The sequence below is a fragment of the Streptomyces sp. NPDC005438 genome, from assembly GCF_040606315.1.
Taxonomy (GTDB): Bacteria; Actinomycetota; Actinomycetes; order Streptomycetales; family Streptomycetaceae; genus Streptomyces.
The window spans coordinates 432370-455946 of sequence record NZ_JBEXEP010000004.1 but is presented as its reverse complement, the minus strand read 5'-3'; the positions used below and the strand labels follow the sequence as shown (position 1 = coordinate 455946).

The following is a 23577-nucleotide window of genomic DNA, read 5'->3' as shown; positions in this document are numbered from 1 at the left end:
GCACCGGGCCACCGGGCCACCGGGCCACCGGGCCACCGGGCCACCGGGCCACCGGGCCACCGGGCCACCGGGCCACCGGGCCACCGGGCCACCGGGCCACCGGGGCGCCCTCGCCTTTCGGCAGGGGCGCCCCGCAGTACTCAGGCCCCCAGGGCCTCGCGCAACATCGGCAGGGCGGCGCCCAGTTCACGTTCCCAGTACGGCCAGGTGTGCGTTCCCGCGCCGTACAGCCCCTCGGTCACCGCCAGACCGTGCTCCCGGGCAGCCGCCACATAGGCCTCGGCCATGTGCCCGAACTGCTCCTCCAGGGGGTCGTGTCCGGCGTCCGGCGGATCCAGGGGACCCGGTACGCCGTTGCCACTGGAGACGTACACCGGGAACCCCGGCGGCAACTTGCCCACCAGGGCCAACGGATTGTGGTCCGCCCACACCTGACGCTGCGCCTCGGGGTCACCCCACAGAGCCAGCGGGTCCTCACCGAACTGGGGCAGCCGGTTCATCACCCCCTGCGGGTCGACCTGGGTGTCCAGGCGCCCGCTGAACGAGGCGGCGGCGCGGAAGAAGTCCGGGTGCCGACCCGCGTACGACAGCGCCCCGGTGCCTCCCATGGACAGCCCGGCCACCGCCCGGACGTCGCTGGCGCGCATGTCGCTCGCCAACAGGCCCGGCAACTCGGTGAGATGGAAGGTCTCCCAGGCGGGAGCGCCGCCGTTGCCACCGTTCCACCAGTCGCTGTAGTAGCCCACCGGCCCGCCCTCGGGCATCACGACCAGCGCCCCGAGGTCAGCGGTGAGCCCCTCGACGTCGGTGGCGTCCGTCCAGTCGTTCCAGCCGCCGGTGCCGTCACAGCAGCCGTGCAGCAGATACAGCACCGGCCAGCTGCGGTCCGGCTCCTCCTCGTACCCGGGCGGGGTCAGCACCCGGGTCATCACCTCGCGCCCCAGCGCCGGGGAGTCGATGGTCAGATCCACCGTCCGGCCGGCTCTGTGCTGGGTCTTCACCACGGTGGCGGCCCGGTCGGAGGTCGGGGACTTCCCGGCTCGGGTCGGTACTGGTCTCTGTCCCGGCTCCGCCTGGGCGTGGGCGAGCGGGGTCAGCAGCAACGACAGCGCCGCCACCAGTACGGCCAGCAGCCGGAACCGGCCCCGGCGGGGTGGGTGGAGGCGCCGCGAGCGCCGGAAAGCGGGGGAGGGTCGGGGGGTTCGGGGGCTTCGTGACGTACGAGGCAAGACGACTCCTCGGGATCGGGCCGGCCTCAGTGGGCCGACGCGTCGGGAAATCGATTTCACCTCTGACTGTGCCCATCTCCGGCCACTCCGACAAGAGCGCCTGAAGCGGACGAGGAACATCAACATGGGTCGTCCGGGACGCCGGGGGACGGTTCACCGGATCAGGGGAGAGCGCACGGACGACCCGCCGCGCCCCGCCGCACGCCCACCCGAGGAGCGCGCTCCAACTCGGCCCAAAAACGGACACGTTGGGAGGTGCCCGGCCGCCGGCCGACACCCCCACGGAAACTCCCTGGGCCTCACCGAGGGATTCGCTGGTTATCGTACGTATCGCCTCACCGCACGCAGTCCGCCTGACCTACGGAGCCCCCTTGGACGCCACCGAGGACCTCGCGGCGGGAACGCGCACCGACACGTCGCGCCCGGAACCCGCGGCCACCACGGACCACCCCCCGCCCCCACCCGACCGACCGCCAGGCCCCACCAGGACCGCACTGGTGGGTGGCGCGCTGCTGCTGCTCGCCCTGACCACCGTGGTACTGGCACAGGTCGGCTGGCTCACCCACCCCGGGTTCCGTACCTGGCAGACCATCTGTGTCGCCATCACGGTGCAGGCCATTCCCTTCCTGGTACTCGGTACGGTCATCTCCGGGGCCATCAACGCCTTCGTACCGGCGAAGGTGTTCACCGCCGCCCTGCCCAAACGGCCCGCCCTGGCCGTACCCGTGGCCAGCGCCGCAGGAGTCGTGCTGCCCGGCTGTGAGTGCGCCTCGGTACCGGTCGCCGGCTCCCTGATCCGACGCGGAGTGGTACCGGCCGCCGCCCTCGCCTTCCTGCTGTCCGCCCCGGCGGTCAACCCCATCGTGCTGGTGTCCACCGCCGTGGCCTTCCCCAACAGCCCCGAGATGGTCGCCGCCCGACTGCTGGCCTCGCTCGCCACCTCCATCCTGATGGGCTGGCTGTGGCTGCGCTTCGGCAGCGACAAGCTGCTGCGGATGCCCCGGCGCCACACCGGTCACCAGGAAGGGGGCAGCCGCTGGGAGGAGTTCCGGCTCGGGTTCCAACACGACTTCCTCCACGCCGGCGGCTTCCTGGTCGTCGGCGCCATGGCCGCGGCCACCTTCAACGTGACGGTGCCCCGCTCCTGGCTGGAGATCTTCTCCGACTCCCCCTGGCTGTCGGTGCTGTTCCTGGCCGCGCTCGCCATCATGCTGGCGGTCTGCTCGGAGGCCGACGCCTTCGTGGCCGCCTCCCTCACCGGGTTCTCCCCCACCGCGCGGCTGGCGTTCATGGTGGTCGGGCCCATGGTGGACCTGAAACTGATCGCTCTCCAGGCCGGCACCTTCGGCCGGTCCTTCGCACTGCGCTTCTCCACCGTGACCGCCGTGGTCGCCGTGGCCTGCAGCGCGCTCGTGGGGTGGTGGCTGCTGTGAAGCGGAACATCCAGACCGTACTGATGCTGCTGATCGGCACCGGGCTGCTGCACTCCACGGTGCTGAGCGACGTCTCTCTGCGCTACGTCAAGGACGGACTGCGCCCCTACCTGATCCTGTCCGCCGCCATCCTGCTGCTCATGGGCGCGATCGGGGCGGTACGGGACGGCTTCCCACTGGTCAGCCGGGGGCTCGCGGAGGAGAGTGGCCACAGCCAGGCCACCTCGGCGTCCGCCTCCACCTCCTCTGACCAGGGTCACGACCACGACAGCGGCAGCGGCAGCAGCGGTCACGGTCACGACCACAGCCAGGGGCCGGCCGTGGCCTGGCTGTTGTTCCTCCCGGCGCTGGCGCTGCTGTTCTTCTCGCCGCCCGCGCTGGGCTCGTACACCGCCTCCCGGGGCGACGACAAACCGGCGGCGAGCCAGCAGACCAAGGAGGACCAGGTACTGCGCTTCTCCCCGCTGCCCCCCGGCAAGGCGCCGGCTCCTCTGACGATCAGCGAGTTCTCCCTGCGGCTCCAGAAGGACCGCAAGCTGAGCCTGAAGAAGCGGCAGGTCGCCCTCACCGGGTTCGTCACCCCGGCGAAGTCCGGCGACGGGTGGTACCTGTCGCGCCTGGTGGTCAGCTGCTGCGCGGCGGACGCCGAGACCATGAAGGTACGGATGCACGGTACGCCGGCCCCACCGGCCGACAGCTGGGTCGTCGTCACCGGTACCTGGCACCCCAAGGGCAAACTGGGCACCCCACGCGCCGAGATCGGCCTGGACGTGGCCAACGCCACCCGGGTACCGCAGCCCCCGGACCCGTACATGGACAAGCCTCCGGCCCAGGTCCCCACCTCGGGAAGCCAGGGGTGACCGCCCGCTCCCGGAACCGGAGATGACCGTGCCCGATCCTCGGGCCCAACCCGTACCGCCCTCGCCGGAACACCACGGCGAGGACGGTACGGCGTCCACCGAGCTGCCCACCGGGCTACCGGCTCCCCCGGACGACGGCGCCGCCGACCACCTGCCCCAACTCCCCCTGCCCGCCCTGGAGTTGCCCGCCACCGACGGCCGGACGGTACGACTGGACCAGTTGGGCCCCGGCCGTTGGGTGCTGTACCTGTACCCGATGACCCGGCGGCCGGACCAGGGCGAGGACCCGGAGTGGAACGCCATCCCCGGTGCCCGGGGCTGCACCCCGCAGGCCTGTGCCTTCCGGGACCACCACCAGGAACTGCTGGCCGCCGGCGCCGAGGGGGTGTACGGGCTGTCCAGCCAGGACGTGGAGTACCAGAGGGAAGTGGTCGAACGGCTCCACCTCCCGTTCCCCCTGCTGTCCGACCCCGACCTACGGCTGGCCCGACAGCTACGGCTCCCCACCTTCGAGGCGCGCGGGCAACGCCTGTTCCGCAGGCTCACCCTGCTGGTGCGGGACGGCCGGATCGAGCACGTGTGGTACCCGGTCTTTCCCCCCGACCAGCATCCCCGCCAGGTGGTCGACTGGTTGGGGGTGGGGTGAGGGAGGTGAGGGGGGGGTGGGTTGGCGTTCGGTGAGTGGGTGCCTTGGGTGGGGCGGGGTGCCTTGGGTGGGGCGGGGTGCCTTGGGTGGGGCGGGGTGCCTTGGGTGGGGCGGGGTGCCTTGGGTGGGGCGGGCGCGGGTTTGGGGTGGGGATGGGGCCGGTGGGGCTTGGGGCTGCTTGGTGGGGGCCTGTGGATAAGTGGCTGTGGATAACTTCGGGGGTTTTTGGTGGGTGGGTGATGATGGGGGTGCCGCGGTGATCTCCGTTCGTGCACCGTGCGGGCTCGTTGTGACCGGCTACTTCTGTCCCTCCTCGCGTAGAGGGGCAGGGGCGGCGTCGTGGACAACGGGTGGAGCGGAGATCGTCCACGCCTGAGGACCGGTTTGTGCGCACCCTCGGGCGTCTCGGAGGAGGTGGTGGAGGGTGGGCTTGGGGGGAAAGGGGGGCCGGGGAAAATCCCCCACAACCAAACCGAGCCCCACTCCCGACGGCTCCACACCACCCGCCCCAACCCGCCAGCACCCCACCAACCTCACCCACCAAGCCCCTCAGCCCCACAACCCCGGACCGCGAACCCCGAACTCAAGCCCAACGCCAACACCTCAGCCTCCGCTCCCACTCCCAACCCCCCACCCCAACGCCCCACCACCAACCGCAACCAACGTCAACGCACCAACGCACCAACGCACCAACGCACCAACGCACCAACGGCAGCTCACCCCAAACCTCCAGGCCTAACCCCCTCACCCAACACCCCAACCACAGCCCCACCCCAACGCCGGAACCCAACCCCCAGCAGCCAAGCCGCCCTTCAGCGCTTCCGGGTACGGCGACGCCACAGGTGGGTGAGGCCCACCAGGAACAGCAGAAGAACACTCATGCCGGCGGCCAACGTGGTCAGGGATATACCGGGAGGCGCCTCGTTCGAGAGGCGTTCGCCGCCAGTCCAGTCGACGTCCCGAGGGGGTTTGGCCGCCGCCTTGCTGCTCGGCGACGACGACTCCTGGGGTACGACCTGTTCCTGCCCGACCTCGTCACCGCCACTGGGGGCCGGGGTCGGCGAGGAACTCCGCGCGGGGGTCCGGTGACTCCTGTCCCCCTTCTCCTCACGGTCCTCCTTCGGCTTCTCCTCGGGCGCCTCACGCTTGGGGGACATGTCCGGGGCGGTGGGAGTACGCGTACCGGTACGGAAGGCCCAGCCGACGAACGCGCCACTCCGCACCGGATGGTGGGTGTGGTCGAGCCGGCCGCTCCGCAACCAGGTACCGCCCTCGCTGGCGCTCCAGAAGGTCCACCCCTGGCTGGTGGGGTATGGAACCGCGCAGGATTCGGCCTCCGCCTCCGGCTTGCCGTCGACCCGGCAGACGCGGGAGACGTCGCGGGCGGTCCCCTGAACGGTGAAGCCGGCACTGGTGAGCGCGGTCAACGCGCTGGACTGGGGGCCTTCGACACAGCGGGCGAGGGTGTCACCCAGGTTCCCGAAGTCCACGATCACCGTGACTCCGTCGTCGTCCCGGCAGGGGCCGTCCTCCGCCTGGGAGGGGCCGGCTGTGGGGCCACGCGGGTCGGCGTGGGCGAGGGTGGCCGGCGTGGCGAACAGGGCGAGGGCGGCGGCCAGGACCGTGGACGCGCGAACCGCCTTGTGGGTGAGGGTGGGAGAGGCTGTGGCGCCTGTGGTGAGCCTCGTGAGGAGGGCACGCACCATCCTGCACCTTCCAGTCGGGGTCGCGACGGGCCCCTGCCTCCGCACCGCCAGCCCCTCACCGGCTGTGGCGGGGGGCGGAGGGACGGGTGTGGTGGTTCCCGTTGCGCGGACCATGGCTGTGAACGGCGGTGCCGTGGCGGCAAGTTGGCCACCGGGGGCACCGCGATCGGTTACGGGCGCCGGCTGGCGGCGGCCCGGTGGTCGTTCGCGTATGAAGTTGGAGGCGACTCGCCTGTTCTGTGCCGGCCCCTGAGGAGCCCGGCGCATCGTACCGTCGGTGGGAATGTCATACCAGGGGCCGTCAGGTCCAGGTCGCCGGTTGTGCGCGGGGGTGGGAGGCCGGTCCTGTTCCGGTTCTGGTCACCGGTCGTTGGCTGACCGTCACTCACCTTCGGGTTGTCCAGGGGGCTGACTGTCGCCGGCCGATCCGCCTCGCTTCACGTGTCGCTCGCGGGTGTGGCGAGGGACACGTGAAGCGAGGCGGCGTACGGAGTGACCGCACGCGTGACGCACCGGAGCCCCAAGAAGCCCCACGGAGAAAGTGGACGGGTCCGCACACCAACCGTCGGAGGCACCACGCCGAACCCTCCACACCGAACCCTCCACACCGAAGCCCCACACCCGACAACCGACCCACCCCACCACCGCCCCCAAAGACACCACACCACACCCCCGCACCCAACAAGCGAGCCCCCGGGAAGACACCGCACCAGCACCCCCGAGGCCCCCGTACGGAACACCGGCCAGACCCCTCGTACACCGGAACCAACCCACCCACCACCCGCCCCCGAACCCTCCACACCGAAACCCCGCACCCGACAAGCGACCCCACCCCCGGCGACACCACACCGGCCCCCCGACTCCCACCGGGGTGAAGCGGGGGGAGCCAGGGGGCCGTAAGCCGAGGAGGCGGAGCGAACCGGGGGGTCAGCGGTGCCGGAAGTGGGGTTTCCGCTTCTCCACGAAGGCGGCCATGCCCTCCTTCTGGTCCTCGGTGGCGAAGGTGGCGTGGAAGACGCGCCGTTCGAAGCGGACGCCCTCCGCGAGGGAGGTCTCGAAGGAGCGGTTGACGCTCTCCTTGACCATCATCGCGACCGGCGCGGACATCTCGGCGATGGTCTCGGCGGTGCGGTGCGCCTCGGCGGCGAGGTCGTCGGCGGGCACGACCCTGGAGACCAGGCCGGCCCGCTCGGCCTCCTCGGCACCCATGGTGCGGCCGGTCAGGCAGAGTTCCATCGCCTTGGCCTTGCCGACGGCGCGGGTCAGCCGCTGGGAGCCGCCGATGCCGGGGATGACACCGAGCTTGATCTCCGGCTGGCCGAACTTGGCGGTGTCGGCCGCCAGCAACACGTCGCACATCATGGCCAGTTCGCAGCCGCCGCCCAGGGCGTAGCCGGCGACGGCCGCGACGGTGGGGGTGCGGATCTCGGCCAGGCGGTCCCAGGTGGAGAACCAGTCCGCGAGGTAGACGTCCATGTAGCTCTGGGGGCGCATCTCCTTGATGTCGGCGCCCGCCGCGAAGGCCCGGTCGGAACCGGTCAGCAGGAGGCAGCCGATCTCGGGGTCGCGGTCGAGGGTGGTGGCCGCCTGGACGACCTCCTCCATGACCTGGAGGTTGAGGGCGTTGAGCGCCTCGGGCCGGTTGAGGGTGAGGACTCCCACCCTTCCTCGCCGTTCGACCAGGATGGTGTCGTACTCGCTCATCTAGCGCTCCTCGCCATGTGGGTCACGTGCTTCGCCGTCGAAAGCGCCCTCGGAAACACCGTCGAAAGCGCCGTCGGAGGCGCCGTCAGGTCCGCCGTCCGCCTCCCCGCCGTGTGCGCTGATGGTGCGCGCGATGGCGGAGAAGTCCAGGTCGCCGCCGCCGGACTCGACGAAGTCGGCGTACAACTGGGCCGCGTGCAGGCCCAGTTCGGCGTGGGTGCCGGTGGACCGTACGGCGTTGGCCGCCAGGCCGAGGTCCTTGTGCATCAGGGCGGCGGCGAACCCGGGGCGGTAGTCGTTGTTGGCGGGGCTGGTGGGTACCGGGCCGGGCACCGGGCAGTTGGTGGTGAGCGCCCAGCACTGGCCGGAGGCGGTGGAGGCCACGTCGAACAGGGCCTGGTGGCTGAGCCCCAGCTTCTCCCCCAGGGCGAAGGCCTCGCTGACGGCGATCATCGAGGTGGCCAGGATCATGTTGTTGCAGATCTTGGCGGCCTGGCCGGCCCCGGAGCCGCCGCAGTGCACCACCCTGCGGCCCATGGCGGACAGCAGTTCCTCCAGTACGGGGAAGTCCTCGTCCTCGGCGCCCACCATGAAGGTGAGGGTGCCGGCGGTGGCGCCCACCACCCCGCCGGAGACCGGGGCGTCCGCCGCGCGGTGTCCGGCGCGTACCGCGTCCTGTCGGGCCTGGCGGGCGTCGGCCACGTCGATGGTGGAGCAGTCCACGAACAGGGTGTTGGCGGGCGCGGCGGCCAGGACGCCGTCGGCGTAGCACTGGTGGACGTGACGGCCGCTGGGGAGCATGGTGAGGACGACGTCGGCCTGGGTGACCGCCTCGCGGGCGGTGGGGGTGGCCTTGACTCCGGCCTGTTCGGCGGCTGTCACCGCCTCGGGTACCAGGTCGTAGCCGGTGACCTGGTGGCCGGCCTTGACGAGGTTGGCGGCCATCGGGCCGCCCATGTTGCCCAGTCCGATGCAGGCGATGCGGCTCACCATGGTTCCTCCTCGGTGTTGCCGGTGTGGTCGTCGCCGAACACCAGCTCGCGGTCGCCGAGTTCGGCGAAGTAGCTGTCGACGAGTTCGGGGCTGACCTCGCCCAGGGTGGGCGGGTTCCAGCGGGGGGTACGGTCCTTGTCGATCACCTGTGCGCGGATGCCCTCGACGAGGTCGGGGGAGCGCAGGGAGGCGCAGGAGGTGCGGTACTCCTGGGCGAGTACCTGTTCCAGGGGGCCCAGGTGGCGTGCCTGGCGCAGGGCGCGCAGGGTGACCTTGAGGGAGACCGGGGACTTGCCGCTGATCATCTCGGCGGCTTCCTTGGCCTCGGGCTGGCCGCTGGTGTGGAGCCGGTCGAGGATCTCCTCCACGGTGTCGGCGGCGTAGCAGTGGTTGATCCACTCCTGTTGGCCGGCCAACTTCCCCTCAGGTGGGGGTTGTTGGACGAGATCGGGGAGGACCTGGGCGGGGGTGTGTGCGGAGAGTGCGGCGAGTAGTTCGGGTAGCCGGTCGGAGGGGACCAGGTGGTCGGCCAGTCCGCACAGCAGGGCGTCGGCGGCGCCGACGGCCTGTGCGGTGAGGGCGAGGTGGGTGCCGAGTTCGCCGGGGGCGAGGGCCAGCAGGTAGGTGCCGCCGACGTCGGGGACGAAGCCGATTCCGGTCTCGGGCATGGCGAGTTTGGAGCGTTCGGTGACGACGCGGACGCTGCCGTGGGCGGAGACGCCGATGCCGCCGCCCATGACGATGCCGTCCATGAGGGCGACGTACGGCTTGGGGTAGCGGGCGATACGGGCGTTGAGGAGGTACTCCTCGCGCCAGAAGTCGGCGGAGGCGGTGCCTCCGGTGCGGGCGTCCTCCCAGATGGCGCGGATGTCGCCGCCGGCGCTCAGGCCGCGTTCACCGGCGCCGGTGATCACCACGTGGTCGATGTCGGGGTCGGTCTCCCAGGTGTGGAGCACCCGGTCGATCTCCCGGACCATGGTGTGGGTCAGGGAGTTGAGGGCCTTGGGTCGGTTGAGGCGGATGTGGCCGGCCCGTCCGTCCCGCCAGGACAGCACCTCGGGTTCGGCGGTGTTCTCCATCAGGCGGCTCCTGTGAGTTCGCGGGCGACGATCACTCGCATGATCTCGTTGGTCCCTTCCAGAATCTGGTGTACGCGCAGGTCACGTACGATCTTCTCCACTCCGTACTCGGACAGGTAGCCGTAGCCGCCGTGGAGTTGGAGTGCCCGGTTGGCGACGTCGAAGCCGGTGTCGGTGACGAACCGCTTGGCCATGGCGCAGAGTCGGGGCGCCTCGCGGCGTCCTTCGTCCAGGGCGTGGGCTGCGCGCCAGAGGAGGGCGCGGGCGGCTTCCAACTCGGTGTCCATGTCGGCGAGTTGGAACTGGAGTGCCTGGGCGCGGATCAGTTTGGCGCCGAAGGCCTCCCGGTCGCGCAGGTAGGCGACGCCGCGTTGGAGGGCGGATCGGGCGCCGCCGAGTGAGCAGGCGGCGATGCCGAGCCGGCCGCCGTTGAGGCCGTGCATGGCCATGCGGAAGCCGTCGCCCTCGGGGCCCAGTCGGCGGTCCTCGTCCAGTCGTACGCCGTCGAGGATCACCTGGCGGGTGGGCTGGGCGTTCCAGCCCATCTTCCGTTCGTTGGGGCCGAAGGAGACTCCCGGGTCGTCGCGTTCGACGACGAAGGCGCTGACTCCTCGGGGGCCCGCCTCTCCGGTGCGGGCCATGACGACGTAGACCTGTGAGGTGCCGGCGCCGGAGATGAACTGTTTCACCCCGTCGAGTACGTAGCCGGAGCCGTCGCGGCGGGCGCGGGTGGACAGGGCGGCGGCGTCGGAGCCGGCGCCGGCTTCGGTGAGGCAGTAGCTGCCCAGGGCTTCCATGGAGCACAGGGCGGGCAGCCAGCGGTCGCGTTGCCGCTGGTCGCCGAAGCGGTCCAGCATCCAGGCGACCATGTTGTGGATGGACAGGTAGCCGGCGATGGAGGGGCAGCCGGTGGCGAGCGCCTCGAAGACCAGCACTCCGTCCAGTCGGCTGAGGCCGCTGCCTCCGTGGTCCTCGTCGACGTACACGCCGCCCAGCCCGAGTTGGGCGGACTTGCGCAGGACGTCGACCGGGAAGTGCTTGTCCTGGTCCCAGGTCACGGCGCCGGGTGCCAGGTGTTCGCGGGCGAAGTCCTCGGCCGTCTCGGCCAGGGCCCGCTGGTCCTCGGTGAGTGTCAGCATGGCCGTCACCGCATCGTGGGGATGGTGAAGCTGGCGCCTTCCCGGACCCCGCCGGCCGGCCACCGGGAGGTGACGGTCTTGGTGCGGGTGCAGAAGCGGATGGAGTCCTCGCCGTACTGGTTGAGGTCTCCGAAGCCGGAGCGCTTCCAGCCGCCGAAGGAGTGGTACGCGACCGGTACCGGGATGGGTACGTTGACGCCGACCATGCCGACGCCGACCCGGCGGGTGAAGTCGCGGGCGGTGTCGCCGTCCCTGGTGAAGACGGACACCCCGTTGCCGTACTCGTGCTCGGTGGGCAGGCGCAGGGCCTCCTCGTAGTCGGCGGCGCGGACCACGGACAGCACCGGGCCGAAGATCTCCTCGCGGTAGATCCGCATGTCGGGGGTGACGCGGTCGAAGAGGGAGGCGCCCAGGAAGTAGCCGTCCGGGTGGCCGTCCAGGGTGAAGTCCCGTCCGTCCACGACCAGTTCGGCGCCTTCCTCCACTCCGGCGTCGATCAGTTCGCGTACCCGGTCCAGGGCGCTCTGGGCGACCAGGGGTCCGAAGTCGGCCTCGGGGTCGTCGCTGCGGCCCACCCGCAGGGTGGCGATGCGTTCGCGGAGGCGGGCGACGAGGGCGTCGGCGGTCTCCTCACCGACGGGTACGGCGACGGAGATGGCCATGCACCGCTCGCCGGCCGAGCCGTAGCCGGCGCCCACCAGGGCGTCGACGACCTGGTCCAGGTCGGCGTCGGGCATCACGACGAGGTGGTTCTTCGCGCCGCCGAAGCACTGGGCGCGCTTTCCGTGGGCGCTGGCCGTGGCGTACACGTACTCGGCGATGGGGGTGGAGCCGACGAAGCCGACGGCGCCCACGCGGGGGTCGGTGAGCAGGGTGTCGACGGCTTCCTTGCCGCCGTTGACCACGTTGAACACGCCCGGGGGCAGGCCGGCCTCGACGAACAGTTCCGCCAGGCGCAGCGGCACCGAGGGGTCCCGCTCGGACGGCTTCAGTACGAAGGAGTTGCCGCAGGCCAGCGCGGGGGCGCACTGCCACAGCGGGATCATGGCGGGGAAGTTGAACGGGGAGATGCCGGCGATGACGCCGATCGGCTGGCGCATCGAGTACACGTCGATGCCGCCGCCGGCGTTGTCGGTGAAGTCGCCCTTGAGGAGTTGGGGGATGCCGGCCGCGAACTCCACGACCTCCAGGCCCCGTTGGATGTCGCCGTGGGCGTCGGCGAGGGTCTTGCCGTGTTCGGCCGACAGCAGCGCGGCGAGTTCGTCCTGGTCGCGTTCGACCAGGCGCAGGAACTTCAGCAGGACCCGGGCGCGGCGCTGGGGGTTCCAGGCCGCCCATTCGGGCTGGGCCGCCTCGGCGTCGGCGATGGCCGCCTCGGTCTGGGTGCGGTCGGCCAGGTGGACCCGCGCCTGTACCTGGCCGGTGTTGGGGTCGTACACGTCGCCGAAGGGCCCGGAGACCTCCGGGACCCGCTTGCCTGCGACGAAGTGGGTGAGTTCGCGAACCATGGACAACCCGCTCTCTGGTGGTGTGGTCGAGGTGAGCAGAGCGCCGGCTTCCGGGGCGCGGACAGGCGGGGGTGCGTGGCCGTCGTCGCCGGTGCCGGGGGGTGGACCACTGTGGGGCGCACGCGAGGGACGGCCGGTACCGGGACGTCGACGTCCGCTCCGTGGGGCCGTCGCCCGGTGTGTGCCGCTGCCTGGGGCGTGGCGGTCCGGGGTCCTGGCGCGTTGGGCGCGCTACGGCGTACGGAGTGGGGGTCGGTGTCCTGGTGGCGGTGGCCCGGTGGGCGCTTGGGACGTGGTCCGGGGGCGTCAGGGCGCCGGTGTGGCGCTGGCCCCCGTGGGATCACCACAGATGCGGGGGGATACCGGTGTCATGTGCCTGCTCCATCCTCGTGGAAAGGGCTGATCATCCGCGGCCGGTATCCTGACTCCCGGATCTCAGCACCTCCGCCGGCCTTCCCGACTCGCGTCAGTGGCCCTGGCATCTTCCAGTGGGTGGCGGCCGTACTCCCCGGTCACAGTGGCGGGACCGTGCTGGACTCTCACCAGCTTCCCTGCACCGCGGACCTTACGTCCGCAACATATAGCTGGACGTCCTAGTAAGTCCAGGGTCCCCCCTTCCGGCCCGCCCACGGTACGGGCGAGGGCTGGGCCCCCGGGGAAGGTCGGGCCGGGGTGGCTGACGCCGGCCCACGGCGGAGGCCGGGTACCGGCTCATCGTGAACCGTCGGGGTGGCGGAGGGCACACGCCCGGGTGGCCGGCCCGTCGCGTGCCAGGCGGCCGGTTCCTTCATGTGGGCCGGCCCTGGGCTGTGGGGGTCGGCAGCGACCGTGACCACGAACGGGGCACCCCCGAGCCGCCGACCACCCAACTCCCGGCCCTCACGGTTGCCCGGTCGGCTCCCCCCGCACGGCACCTCGTGGCCCCCCGCCCGGAAGCCGACCTTCGCCACCGCCTCAGCCACCCCACGCCGCGCCCGAGGGGGTGGGTTACCGAACCGGGCAAGCTGGCGGGCTGGCGGGCTGCGGGCTCGTGGGGCAACGGGGCTACTCGCCCGGTCGGCTCGCCCCACACGGCACCTCATGGCCCCCGCCCCCATGGGCGAGGGCCCGGCCGCTCAGGACCACAACCCGACCCCACGCGGCGCCCGAGGGGGTGGGTTACCGAACCGGGCAAGCTGGCGGGCTGACGGGCTGGCAGGCACGGGCTCGTGGGGCAACGGTGCTACCCGGGTCCCCCGGTGGACGGTGCCCGCCCGGTACGACCACCCCAGAGCGGTTACGGAACCCACGAGCCGAGGCGGTCGGGGGTGGGGACGGGAACAGGGGGTGCAGGGCCGGGAGTCCGGTCAACGACCGGCCTCGGGAACCCACTGACCGGCAAACCCGGCCTGGAACACCCACCGTTGCACCACCGTCCCACCCCCCAGGTCCTGTCCTGCCCTGCCACAACGAGGGCACCCCCGAGCCGCCGACCACCCAACTCCCGGCGCTCACAGTTGCCCGGTCGGCTCGCCCCACGGCACCTCGTGGCCCCCGCCCGGAAGCCGACCTTCGCCACCGCCTCAACCACCCCACGCCGCGCCCGAGGGGGTGGGTTACCGAACCGGGCAAGCTGACGGGCTGGCGGGCACAGGCTCGTGGGGCAACGGGGCTACTCGCCCGGGCGGCTCCCCCCCACGGCACCTCGCGGCCCCCGCCCCCATGGGCGAGCGCACGGCGGCTCAGGACCACAACCCGACACCCCACACACCGCGCCCGAAGGTGGCCGGCCCGCTGACCCCATCCGGGCAGCCTCACATTCGGTGAGGAGCCGAGCCCCACCCCTGTGGTGGCCACGGTGCCCCCGGCAACGGTGTGCGGCGCGGACAGGACCGAGGTTCCGTACGGGCGGTGGCGCCCCGAACTCGCGGCCTCGCGGCCCTCCCTGGGTGGCCCGGTCCCCTCGTGGGGCTGAGGCGGCGGCGAAGACCGGGCTCGGTCAGGGGCCGCTCGGTGACCTGGCGGGAGCCATATCGCGGCGCCCCCGCACCCGTCGGTCCCCCAACGCGCTCCGGGGTGCCCTCTCGGGAAGGGCGTCCCCGGGCACGAGGGGCCTCGGTGGTGTGGGCGGTGCTCCTGGGGCGCCCTTACGCGCGCGTACTCAGGCGCTTGCCCAACTGGTCGAGGGTGCCAGGGAGATCGGCGGGTGGGATGCCCCCGCCCTGGGCGATCTCGGGTGAGCCGCCACCCCGACCACCGAGCAGCCCCTTGACCAGGTCGGCGGCGGAGAGGCCGGCCTCCCGGGCGGCGCCGTTGACCGCGACGACCACGGACACCTTGCCGTCCAGTTCGGCACCGACCGCCACCACTCCGGGGGTGCGCGAGGGGAGCTGGTCGCGCACCGACTGGGCGAGGGAGCGGGCGCTGTTGGCGTCGCCCTTCTCCCGGGCGGTGACCGCGAGGGTGCCGGCGTGGTCCCTGGCCTGGGCGGCCAGTTCGGCGGCGCGGGCGGCGGTGGTGCGCTCCCGCTGGCGGGCAAGCTCCCGGTCGGCGGCCTTCAGCCGCTCCAGCAGTCCGGCGACCCGGTCCGGCAACTCGGCGTGCGGGGCCTGGAGTTGTTCGGCGATCTGGGCGACCAGGTCACGTTCACGGGCGAGGTACCCGAACCCCTCGACCCCCACGGCGGCCTCCAGTCGGCGCATCCCGGCTCCGACCGAACCCTCTGAGGTGAGGGCCACCACGCCGACCTGGCTGGCCCGCTCCACGTGGGTGCCACCGCACAGTTCCCGGGACCAGGCGCCGCCGATCTCCACCACGCGTACCTCCTCGCCGTAGTTCTCGTCGAAGAGGGCCAGCGCGCCTTCCTCCCGTGCCTGCGGGAGCGGCATCCACCGCACCTCCACCGGCAGGTCGCGGCGCAGGGCGCGGTTGGCGGCCTCCTCGACCTCGCTGCGGACGGTGCGGCTGAGGCCGCCGCGCCAGGGGAAGTCCAGGCGGAGGTATCCGGGGCGGTTGTAGGAGCCGGACTGGAGGGCGGAGGGGCCCAGCACCTGGCGGAGGGCGGCGTGCAGCACGTGGGTGCCGGAGTGCGCCTGTCGGGCGCCGAGGCGCCACTCGGGGTCGACGCTGGCGAACACCCGCTGGTCGCGGACGAGTTCGCCGGCGGTGACGCGGACCTGGTGCACGACCATGCCGGGCAGGGGGCGTTGGACGTCGAGGACCTCGGCTTCCATGGTGGAGTCGCTGAGGTGGCCGGCGTCGCTGTCCTGGCCGCCGGACTCGGCGTAGAAGGGGGTGCGGTCGAGGACGACGTGCACGATCTCGCCCGTGGTGGCGGCGGCCTTGGTGCCGTTCGCGTCGAGGAGGGCGAGGACCTTGGACTCGGTGCGGAGGGTGTCCCAGGCGAGCCAGTCGGTGGGGCCGTACTGGTCGAGGACGGTCCGCAGGTGGGCGGTGGCCTCGATGCCGCCGGAGCGGCGGGCCCGGGCGTCGGCGCGGGCGCGTTCACGCTGTTGGTTCATCAGGGCGGTGAAGCCCTCGCGGTCGACCTCGACGCCCTGTTCGGCGGCCATCTCCAGGGTGAGGTCGATGGGGAAGCCGTAGGTGTCGTGGAGGAGGAAGGCCTGGTCTCCGGGGAGGGAGCGGCCCCCGCTCTCCTTGACCCGGGCCACCGCGCCGTCGAGCACGGTGGTGCCCTGGCGGAGGGTGGAGCGGAAGGTGTCCTCCTCGCCGTAGGCGCGTTCGCTGATGGAGGCGAAGTTGTCGCGGACCTCGGGGTAGCTGGGGGACATCAGGTCGCGGGCCAGCGGCAGCAGCTCGGGCAACGCCGGGTCGTGGTAGCCGAGTTGGCGCATGGAGCGGACCGCGCGGCGCAGGATGCGGCGCAGTACGTACCCGCGTCCCTCGTTGCCGGGGGCGGTCTCGTCGGCGAGCAGCATCAGGGCGGTGCGGACGTGGTCGGCGACGACGCGCAGGAGGACGTCCTGGCGGTGGTCGGTGCCGTACCGCACGCCGGAGAGTTCGGCGGCGTGGTCGAGGAGGGGGCGGGTCTCGTCGATCTCGTAGAGGTTGTCGACGTCCTGGAGGAGGACGGACATGCGTTCCAGGCCCATGCCGGTGTCGATGTTGCGGCGGGGCAGTTCGCCGAGGATGGGGTACCCGGTCTTGCCGGTGCCCTCCCCGCGCTCGTACTGCATGAAGACCAGGTTCCAGAACTCCATGAACCGGTCCTCGTCGACGGCGGGGCCGCCCTCGGGGCCGTAGGCGGGGCCCCGGTCGTAGTACAGCTCGGAGCAGGGGCCGCAGGGGCCGGGGGCTCCCATGGACCAGAAGTTGTCCTCGTCGCCCCGGGAGACGATCCGCTCGGCGGGGAGGTCGGCGACGCGCTGCCACAGCTGGCGGGCCTCGTCGTCGGAGTGGTGGACGGTGACCCAGATGCGGGACGGGTCGAGGCCGAAGCCGCCGTCGGCGAGGGGTGCGGTGGACAGCTCCCAGGCGTAGGCGACGGCCTGTTCCTTGAAGTAGTCACCCAGGGAGAAGTTGCCGTTCATCTGGAAGAACGAGCCGTGGCGGGTGGTCTTGCCGACCTCCTCGATGTCCAGGGTGCGGACGCACTTCTGCACGCTGGCGGCCCGGGGCCAGGGGGCCGGGGTCTCCCCGGTGAGGTAGGGCTTGAGGGGGACCATCCCGGCGTTGACGAACAGCAGGGCGGGGTCCGGGGTGGGGAGGGGTGCGCTGGGCAGGACGGTGTGGCCGCGCTGGGCGAAGTAGTCCAGGAAACGGGTGCGGATGTCGGCGGTGCGCAAGGCGAACTCCCCTGGGTGGTAGAGCGGTTCAGGCGGCCTGGGGCTCGGTGGTCAGCGGGGTGAGCGCCGCGTACTCCAGGGGGGCCGAGGGGTCGATGGACAGGTCCAGGGGGGCCGGCTGGGCACCGGAGCGCACCAGCAGGTCGCCGACGGCGGCGATCATGGCGCCGTTGTCGGTGCACAGCCGCAGGGGTGGGACGCGCAGGGTGATGCCCTTGTCCTGGCAGCGCTGCTCGGCGAGGGAGCGCACCCGGGAGTTGGCGGCGACTCCGCCGACCACGACGAGGGTGTCGACCTGGTGTTCCTGGCAGGCGGCGACGGCCTTGCGGGTGAGGACGTCGGCGACCGCTTCCTGGAGGGCGGCGGCGCCGTCGGCGACGGGCAGGTCGAGGCCCTGCGCCTGGTGCCACTCGGCCCAGCGGGCGGCGGCCGTCTTGAGGCCGGAGAAGGAGAAGGCGTACCGGGCGTCGCGGGGGCCGGTGAGGGGTCGGGGGAACCGTACCGAGGCCGGGTCGCCGTCGCGGGCCGTACGGTCGATGGCGGGGCCGCCCGGGTAGGGCAGGCCGAAGACGCGGGCGACCTTGTCGAAGCACTCGCCGGCGGCGTCGTCGAGGGTGTCGCCGAGGTGGACGATGGGGTCCCGGACGAGGTCGCGCACCAGCAGCAGCGAGGTGTGGCCGCCGGAGACGATGAGGACGACACAGGGGTCGGGCAGGGGGCCGTGTTCCAGGGTGTCGGCGGCGACGTGGCCGGCGAGGTGGTGGACGCCGTACAGCGGGAGGCCGAGGGAGTAGGCCAGGCCCTTGGCGCCGGCGAGGCCGACCTGGAGGGCGCCGGACAGTCCGGGGCCGGTGGTGACCGCCACGGCGCCGATGTCGCCCATGGTCAGCTGGGCGTTCTCCAGGGCCTGGTGGACGACGGGCATCAGGGCGTGCACGTGGGCGCGGGCGGCGATCTCGGGGACGACGCCGCCGTACCGCGCGTGCTCTTCCATGCTGGAGGACAGGGCGTGGCCCAGCAGCCGGCCGTCCTGGACGAGGCCTGCGCCGGTCTCGTCGCAGGACGACTCGATGCCCAGCACCACGGGCGAGGTGGCCATGAGGTCCTCCATCACGGGTCGAACTCGGCGGGTCCGGGCCCCGCCCTCTCTGATTCGTTCACCGAGTGTAGTCGCATCGCCGGGACGGCCGCGCGGCCTGTGGATAACTCCGATACGGCGCCCTGACCTGCGCCAACGCCCCGCCGAAGCAGGTGGGCATCCCCCTCGGAGGGGGAGCCCCCACCGCGGGCCGGGCACCGCACACCGGTCGTCGGGCGCCGGCTGCCGGTCAGAACCGGTGGTACATCACCAGCAGGTCGACGTAGCCCTTGGCGGGGTGGTGGAAGGCGCCGGGGACCCGGCCGACGATCTCGTAGCCGAGGGACCGGTAGAGGTGTACCGCGTGGACGTTGGTCTCCGCGACGGCGTTGAACTGCACTCCGTGGAACCCCTGTTCGCGGGCCCAGCGCAGGGTGTCCTGGCACAGGGCGCGGCCCACGCCCCGGCCGTGCCGGTCGGGGTCGACCATGTAGCTGGCGCTGGCCACGTGGGAGCCGGGGCCGGCCTGGTTGGCGTACGACTTGGCGGTGCCCAGTACGGTGCCGTCCTCGTCCTCGGCCACCACGACCCGGGCGGGTGGGGGCAGCATCCACAGGTCGCGGGCGCTGTCGTGGTCCAGGTCGGTGGGGTAGGTGAAGGTGTCGCCGGCGGCGGTGATCCGCTGGAGGAACGGCCAGATCGCCGCCCAGTCCTGTTCGGTGGCCTCTCTGATGCGCATGGTTCAGCCTCTCCCGCCGAGCCGTTCCCGGCCAAACGGTTACTTTCCGTCGCCCACCCGAGGCGGGTCGCCGTCCCGGAAGCCGTCCCCGCGCGCTCTCCCCGGGCCGGTCACCGGGTCACGCTGCCCAGCCACAGCAGGTCACGGGCCCGGGTCATGGCGACGAACAGTTGACTGCGGCCCAACTGCCCGCGTTCCCGCGCCAGTTGGGCGTCGGTGGTCTGCCGTGCCTCGGTGAGCGCGGCGTCGTGCCGGGGCAGGTACACCCGCTTGAACTCCAGCCCCTTGGCCCGTACGTAGGTGCCCAGCTTGAGGCCCTCGTCGGGCCGACCGTCGTACCGCTCCAGGGGGCAGACCGGGATGTCGGCCTGGTGCAGCAGCCGGCCGTACCGGTCCAGGGACCGCTTGTCGGGGCACAGCAGGGCGCTGTCGGCCCAGCCCTCCCGGCCGCGCAGTTCCTCCAACGCCTCCAGCAGCGCCCGGTCGTGGGCGGCGTCGTCCTCGGCTTCGGCGCGCACCACCCGCCCCTCCTCGTAGGTGAGGTGCACCTCGCGCCGTCCGCCGGCCGGCTCCCCGTCCAGGTCCTCGTAGGGGTCCTGGGCGACCACCTCCAGGGCGGCGTCGAGCACCTCGCGGGCGTTGCGGTAGTTGATGGACAGGGTCTGGCCGCGTCCCCGTGCGTCCACGCCGGCCTCGGACAGCCGGAACCCGCCCGGGTAGACGGCCTGTTGGCCGTCGCCGATCAGCAGCAGCCCGTTGGGGCGGTCGCCCACCAGGGAGTGCAGCAGTCGCAGTCCCACCAGGGTCAGGTCCTGTACCTCGTCGACGATCACCGCCTCGTACGGTGACCGCGAAGGGTCCTCCCGCAGCAGCTGGCCGGCCAGGGACAGCACGTCCTGGAAGTCGTGTACGCCGGCCTCGGTACGGCGCCGTTCGTACTCCTCGTACAGCTTCCACATCCGCCGTCGGTGCCGTTCGGCCATGGGCGCCCGGCGGCGTCGGCGCTCCACGGCCGCGTACTGCGCGAAGTGGGTCAGGCCGCGCCCCTTGATGACGTACTCGCGTTCCTCCTCCCAGTAGCGGGGCCCGGTGTCGATCTCGTCCAGGCAGCTGCCCCGGCCCCACTCGCCCCAGGCGCGGTGGAAGGCGGTGTCGGCCTTGGCCTTGTGGATGCGCACCGGCCGTTCGTGCTGGTGGAGGAACTCCATGGCCCAGGCGTGCAGGCTGTGGAAGTCGACCCGGTCGGCGACCGAGGGCGCCATGGTGGCCAGCAGGGTCGCCTGCACCCGGGGGAGGTTGCGGGCGTGGGTGACGTACAGCACCCGCCCGGGAGTGCGGGTGGCCAGATACGCGGCACGGTGCAGACCCACCACGGTCTTGCCGGTGCCGGCCGGTCCGCTGATCCGGGCCGGGCCGGACCAGTCGCGGCGCACCAGGGCGTTCTGGTCGGAGTGCAGGAAGGTCATCCACCGTTCGATGGGCTGCCTGCGGGCCTCGGCCAGGGCGGCGTCCCGCAGCGCGTCGAGGGTGAACAGGCTCTCCTCCTCGACCAGGGGGCCGGCCTCCTCGGAGGGCTCGGGGCCGGGGCCGGAATCCTCGTAGGCGGGGAAGGAGTGTTCCAGGTGTTCGGTGATCAGCCGGACCAGGGGCGCGGTGAGCCGGCGCGGTTCCCGGGACAGGGTGGGCGCCAACTGCCGCTCGCCCAGCAGCCGTACCCCGTCCAGCCGGGTGTCCCACTCCCGCCCGGCGAAGGCCATCAGCGGCTGTACGGCGACGGGGCTGAGGCCCAGACCGTCGAGGCAGCGCCGGGTGGCGCGGGTGACGGCGAGCAGCTTCTCCAGCTCGTGGTCGCGCCGTTCCCCGGCGCTGACCAGGTGGCCGTCCTCCACGGTGGGCTGGGCCCGCCAGTTCTTGACGTCGACGACGAACACCCCGCCCGGGCCGACCAGCAGCATGTCGACGTTGGCCGCCCGGGTACCGGGCCAGCGGCGGTCCACCAGCAACCGCCAGCCCCTCTCCTCCAGCCACAACAGGTGGGCGGCCACCCGTCGTTCACCCTCGGAGGCCCGTTCCCAGCGGTCGGCCCGCCCCCGGGCGGCCCGCCACTCCCGCCACAGCCGGCGTTCCTGGTCCCGTGCCTGGCGGGCCTGCCGGGCGGCCGAGGCCCCGGCCCTTGTGCGCTCCCCCTCGTACGGCATGTGAGGAGCTTAGAGCGGAGCGTGGCCGTGGGTGATCGGTTCCCCCGGTCTTCGGTGTCGCCCGAGCCCCCGGTGGGTGGCCACCCGTCCCCGGAGGGGCGGGAGTTGGCTTCGGTACGAAGGGTCACGCGGGCGGCCCCCGGTCAACTCCGGCGACCGCGAGGCCTGTTGGGGGGGCGGCCTCGGGGGCCACCGGGGCGCCGACCCGGCCCGGCGCGGCGGGGCGGGCCGTGACGGGGAGAGGGGCGGGTCGTAGCGGGCCACCGTCCGGGGGACATGAAGAAACGGTCCATCGATCTGCTATGCCCCGGTGGGTGACGTTACGCCCCATTCCACGGTGTGCGACAAGGCTGCGCCCGGACCCCGGCGCCCGGTAGGCTTTCCGTGTGATCTTCAAGCGAATCGGAAACGGCCGGCCGTACCCCGACCACGGCCGGGAGAGCACCCGGCAGTGGGCCGACGTCGCGCCACGCCCGGTACGCCTTGACCAACTGGTCACCACCAAGGGTCAGCTCGACCTGGAGACCCTGCTCGCCGAGGACTCCACCTTCTACGGCGACCTGTTCGCCCACGTGGTGAAGTGGCGCGGCGACCTCTACCTGGAGGACGGCCTGCACCGCGCGGTCCGTGCCGCCCTCCAACAGCGCCAGGTGCTGCACGCCCGGGTGCTGGACGTCGACTGAGCACGTCGACCGGACACGCCCTCCACACATCGGCCGCGAGCGGCCCGAATCCGGCATTCGACCATCATCCGTAGCGGATTGCCTCTTTTGAGCGCCCCGGCCCCCGGTTCGCTGATCATTCGGTAGGCACGGTCTCCCCCCGGCATTACCCTGCCGCTCATGAGTATGCTGACGCCCCCCGGTATGGGCGGGAAATACCGCATCAAGGGGAACGCATACCCACGGATGCGGCGCCCCCGCCGACGCCCCCGCGCCGCACTGGCCGTGGTGGCCTCCGTGGCGGCGCTCGGTGTACTCGGTTGGGGCACCTTCCAGCTGGTGGACGTCTTCAGCGGGGAGGACGGTTCCCGACAGGCCGAGGCCCGGGACCGGGCCCGCTGCGAGAAGAAGGTGGCCGACGCCAAGCCCCGCCCCGACAAGGCCGCCGACTCCCTGCCCAAGCCCTCCTCGATCAAGGTGAACGTCTACAACGCCACCACCAAGAAGGGCCTGGCCAAGAAGACGGCCGACCAGCTCAAGAAGCGCGGTTTCCGCGTCGGCAAGGTCGACAACGCTCCCGACGACCTGGACAAGAAAGTCAAGGGCACCGGACTGCTGCGGGCCGCCCCGGGCGCCGAGACCGCCGGCCGCTTCCGGGTGCTGGGCACCCAGCTCGCCAAGGCCGACACCCGGCACGACGACCGGGACGGCGAGGACGTCGACCTGGTGATCGGCGACAAGTTCACCGGCCTCGCCAAGGAGGGGCGGGCCGACAAGGCCCTCCAGGCCCTGGCCAGCCCCTCGCCCAAGCCGTCCGGCTGCTGAACCGGCCGCCCACCGGCGGGCGGGGGTCGTCCCCCGTCGCGCCCGTGGCGGGAGGCGGTCCTCAGCCCGCCGTGCCGTACATCCGGTCGCCGGCGTCGCCCAGGCCCGGCACGATGTAGCCCGACTCGTTGAGCCCCTCGTCCAGGGAGGCGGTCACCACCCGCACCGGGGTGCCGGCCAGCTCCCGTTCCATCACGGTCACGCCCTCCGGGGCGGCCAGCAGGCACAGCGCGGTCACGTCGTCCGCGCCCCGGGAGATCAGCTCCCGGATCGCGGCGACCAGGGTGCCGCCGGTGGCCAGCATCGGGTCCAGCACGTAGACCTGACGGCCGGAGATGTCGTCCGGCATCCGGGTCGCGTAGGTGGAGGCGGTCAGGGTCTCCTCGTCCCGGATCATGCCCAGGAACCCCACCTCGGCGGTGGGCAGCAACCGGGTCATCCCGTCCAGCATCCCCAGTCCGGCCCTGAGGATCGGCACCACCAGCGGGCGCGGGTGGGACAGCCGCACCCCCTCGGTCTCGGTGACCGGGGTGGCGACCCGTACCCGGTCGATACGGACCTCCCGGGTGGCCTCGTAGGCCAGCAGCGTCACCAGTTCGTCGGTGAGCCGACGGAAGGTGGGGGAGTCGGTGCGCTCGTCGCGCAACGTGGTCAGCTTGTGGGCCACCAGCGGGTGGTCGATGACATGGGTCCGCATCCGCCGACAGTATCGAAGGGCTCCGCGGTGGCGTACCCCGGGCGAAGGCGGGACAGTGAGCCTGGTAGGCGGTACGCGGAGGTGTCCGATGCGCCCAGCGCACGAGTCCGACCCCGATCCCGAGCGGCTGCGCCGCCGGGCCCGCTTCCTGCGGGAGCTGAACGAGGCCAAGGCGCTGCGCGAACGGGTACAGCCCCGTCGCGCCCGCGCCGCGCGGATGCGGCAGAGCCTGCGGATGCGCACCTTCCGGTGGTGAGGCGGGCGTCCGCCGTACGGCGGTGACCGGGCAACGGTCAC

General features: G+C 72.3%; 17 protein-coding genes, 1 pseudogene and 1 riboswitch. Of the genes and pseudogenes, 6 read left to right on the top strand and 12 right to left on the bottom strand.

What is annotated here, in order from left to right:
- Positions 1-140: 140 nt before the first annotated feature.
- The gene (locus tag ABZT14_RS12270; protein ID WP_356300098.1) at positions 141-1229 is read right to left on the bottom strand and encodes an alpha/beta hydrolase family protein; all 1089 of its coding nucleotides are present in this window, start codon (positions 1227-1229) and stop codon (positions 141-143) included.
- A 524-nt stretch (positions 1230-1753) separates the two neighbouring features.
- Between ABZT14_RS12270 and ABZT14_RS12265 the strand changes: the two genes are divergently transcribed.
- Genes ABZT14_RS12265 through ABZT14_RS12255 form a run of 3 tightly spaced genes read left to right on the top strand, consistent with a single transcriptional unit; the run spans position 1754 to position 4168 of the window.
- Positions 1754-2662 (top strand): permease, encoded by a 909-nt coding sequence (locus ABZT14_RS12265; protein ID WP_356300202.1) that lies wholly within the window; start codon positions 1754-1756, stop codon positions 2660-2662.
- Entirely contained in the window at positions 2659-3522 is an 864-nt protein-coding gene (locus tag ABZT14_RS12260) for a TIGR03943 family protein (RefSeq protein ID WP_356300095.1), read from the top strand. The genes ABZT14_RS12265 and ABZT14_RS12260 overlap by 4 nt, the downstream gene beginning before the upstream one ends.
- A 28-nt stretch (positions 3523-3550) precedes the next feature.
- Positions 3551-4168 (top strand): peroxiredoxin, encoded by a 618-nt coding sequence (locus ABZT14_RS12255; protein WP_356300091.1) that lies wholly within the window; start codon positions 3551-3553, stop codon positions 4166-4168.
- An 812-nt stretch (positions 4169-4980) separates the two neighbouring features.
- Here ABZT14_RS12255 and ABZT14_RS12250 read toward each other — a convergent pair.
- The 10 genes and pseudogenes from ABZT14_RS12250 to ABZT14_RS12205 form a co-directional block, all read right to left on the bottom strand.
- Positions 4981-5874: a hypothetical protein gene (locus ABZT14_RS12250; protein WP_356300088.1), complete on the bottom strand. Its 894-nt coding sequence runs from the start codon at positions 5872-5874 to the stop codon at positions 4981-4983.
- A gap of 927 nt (positions 5875-6801) precedes the next feature.
- On the bottom strand, positions 6802-7578 hold the full coding sequence (locus ABZT14_RS12245; RefSeq protein WP_356300085.1) for an enoyl-CoA hydratase: 777 nt from the start codon (positions 7576-7578) through the stop codon (positions 6802-6804).
- The gene (gene mmsB, locus ABZT14_RS12240) at positions 7579-8691 is read right to left on the bottom strand and encodes a 3-hydroxyisobutyrate dehydrogenase (protein ID WP_356300199.1); all 1113 of its coding nucleotides are present in this window, start codon (positions 8689-8691) and stop codon (positions 7579-7581) included.
- Positions 8625-9650, bottom strand: a pseudogene (locus ABZT14_RS12235) (enoyl-CoA hydratase/isomerase family protein); the annotation flags it as partial. The gene mmsB and the pseudogene ABZT14_RS12235, both read right to left, overlap by 67 nt.
- Positions 9650-10789: an acyl-CoA dehydrogenase family protein gene (locus tag ABZT14_RS12230; protein WP_356300082.1), complete on the bottom strand. Its 1140-nt coding sequence runs from the start codon at positions 10787-10789 to the stop codon at positions 9650-9652. The pseudogene ABZT14_RS12235 and the gene ABZT14_RS12230, both read right to left, overlap by 1 nt.
- 5 nt (positions 10790-10794) lie before the next feature.
- The gene (locus ABZT14_RS12225; RefSeq protein ID WP_356300079.1) at positions 10795-12297 is read right to left on the bottom strand and encodes a CoA-acylating methylmalonate-semialdehyde dehydrogenase; all 1503 of its coding nucleotides are present in this window, start codon (positions 12295-12297) and stop codon (positions 10795-10797) included.
- A 393-nt stretch (positions 12298-12690) separates the two neighbouring features.
- Positions 12691-12880, bottom strand: a riboswitch (cobalamin riboswitch).
- A gap of 1543 nt (positions 12881-14423) precedes the next feature.
- Complete coding sequence (gene alaS / locus ABZT14_RS12220; RefSeq protein ID WP_356300076.1) at positions 14424-17081, bottom strand: alanine--tRNA ligase; 2658 nt, start codon at positions 17079-17081, stop codon at positions 14424-14426.
- A gap of 28 nt (positions 17082-17109) precedes the next feature.
- Complete coding sequence (tsaD, locus tag ABZT14_RS12215) at positions 17110-18180, bottom strand: tRNA (adenosine(37)-N6)-threonylcarbamoyltransferase complex transferase subunit TsaD (RefSeq protein ID WP_356300073.1); 1071 nt, start codon at positions 18178-18180, stop codon at positions 17110-17112.
- 229 nt (positions 18181-18409) lie between these two features.
- The gene (locus ABZT14_RS12210) at positions 18410-18898 is read right to left on the bottom strand and encodes an N-acetyltransferase (RefSeq protein WP_356300070.1); all 489 of its coding nucleotides are present in this window, start codon (positions 18896-18898) and stop codon (positions 18410-18412) included.
- A gap of 110 nt (positions 18899-19008) precedes the next feature.
- Positions 19009-21096 (bottom strand): UvrD-helicase domain-containing protein, encoded by a 2088-nt coding sequence (locus tag ABZT14_RS12205; protein WP_356300066.1) that lies wholly within the window; start codon positions 21094-21096, stop codon positions 19009-19011.
- Between the two features lie 386 nt (positions 21097-21482).
- On the opposite strand from ABZT14_RS12205, the gene ABZT14_RS12200 reads away from it, so the two are divergent.
- Both ABZT14_RS12200 and ABZT14_RS12195 read left to right on the top strand, forming a co-directional pair.
- Complete coding sequence (locus ABZT14_RS12200; protein ID WP_356300063.1) at positions 21483-21779, top strand: type II toxin-antitoxin system VapB family antitoxin; 297 nt, start codon at positions 21483-21485, stop codon at positions 21777-21779.
- A gap of 159 nt (positions 21780-21938) precedes the next feature.
- A complete protein-coding gene (locus tag ABZT14_RS12195) occupies positions 21939-22583 on the top strand; it encodes a LytR C-terminal domain-containing protein (protein ID WP_356300060.1) in 645 nt (214 codons plus the stop codon).
- 61 nt (positions 22584-22644) lie between these two features.
- On the opposite strand, the gene upp is transcribed toward ABZT14_RS12195, so the two are convergent.
- Positions 22645-23280 carry a uracil phosphoribosyltransferase gene (gene upp / locus ABZT14_RS12190; RefSeq protein WP_356300058.1) on the bottom strand — a complete coding sequence of 212 codons (636 nt, stop codon included), beginning with the start codon at positions 23278-23280 and terminating at the stop codon, positions 22645-22647.
- A gap of 88 nt (positions 23281-23368) precedes the next feature.
- On the opposite strand from upp, the gene ABZT14_RS12185 reads away from it, so the two are divergent.
- On the top strand, positions 23369-23536 hold the full coding sequence (locus ABZT14_RS12185) for a hypothetical protein (RefSeq protein ID WP_356300055.1): 168 nt from the start codon (positions 23369-23371) through the stop codon (positions 23534-23536).
- The last annotated feature ends 41 nt before the right edge of the window (positions 23537-23577 follow it).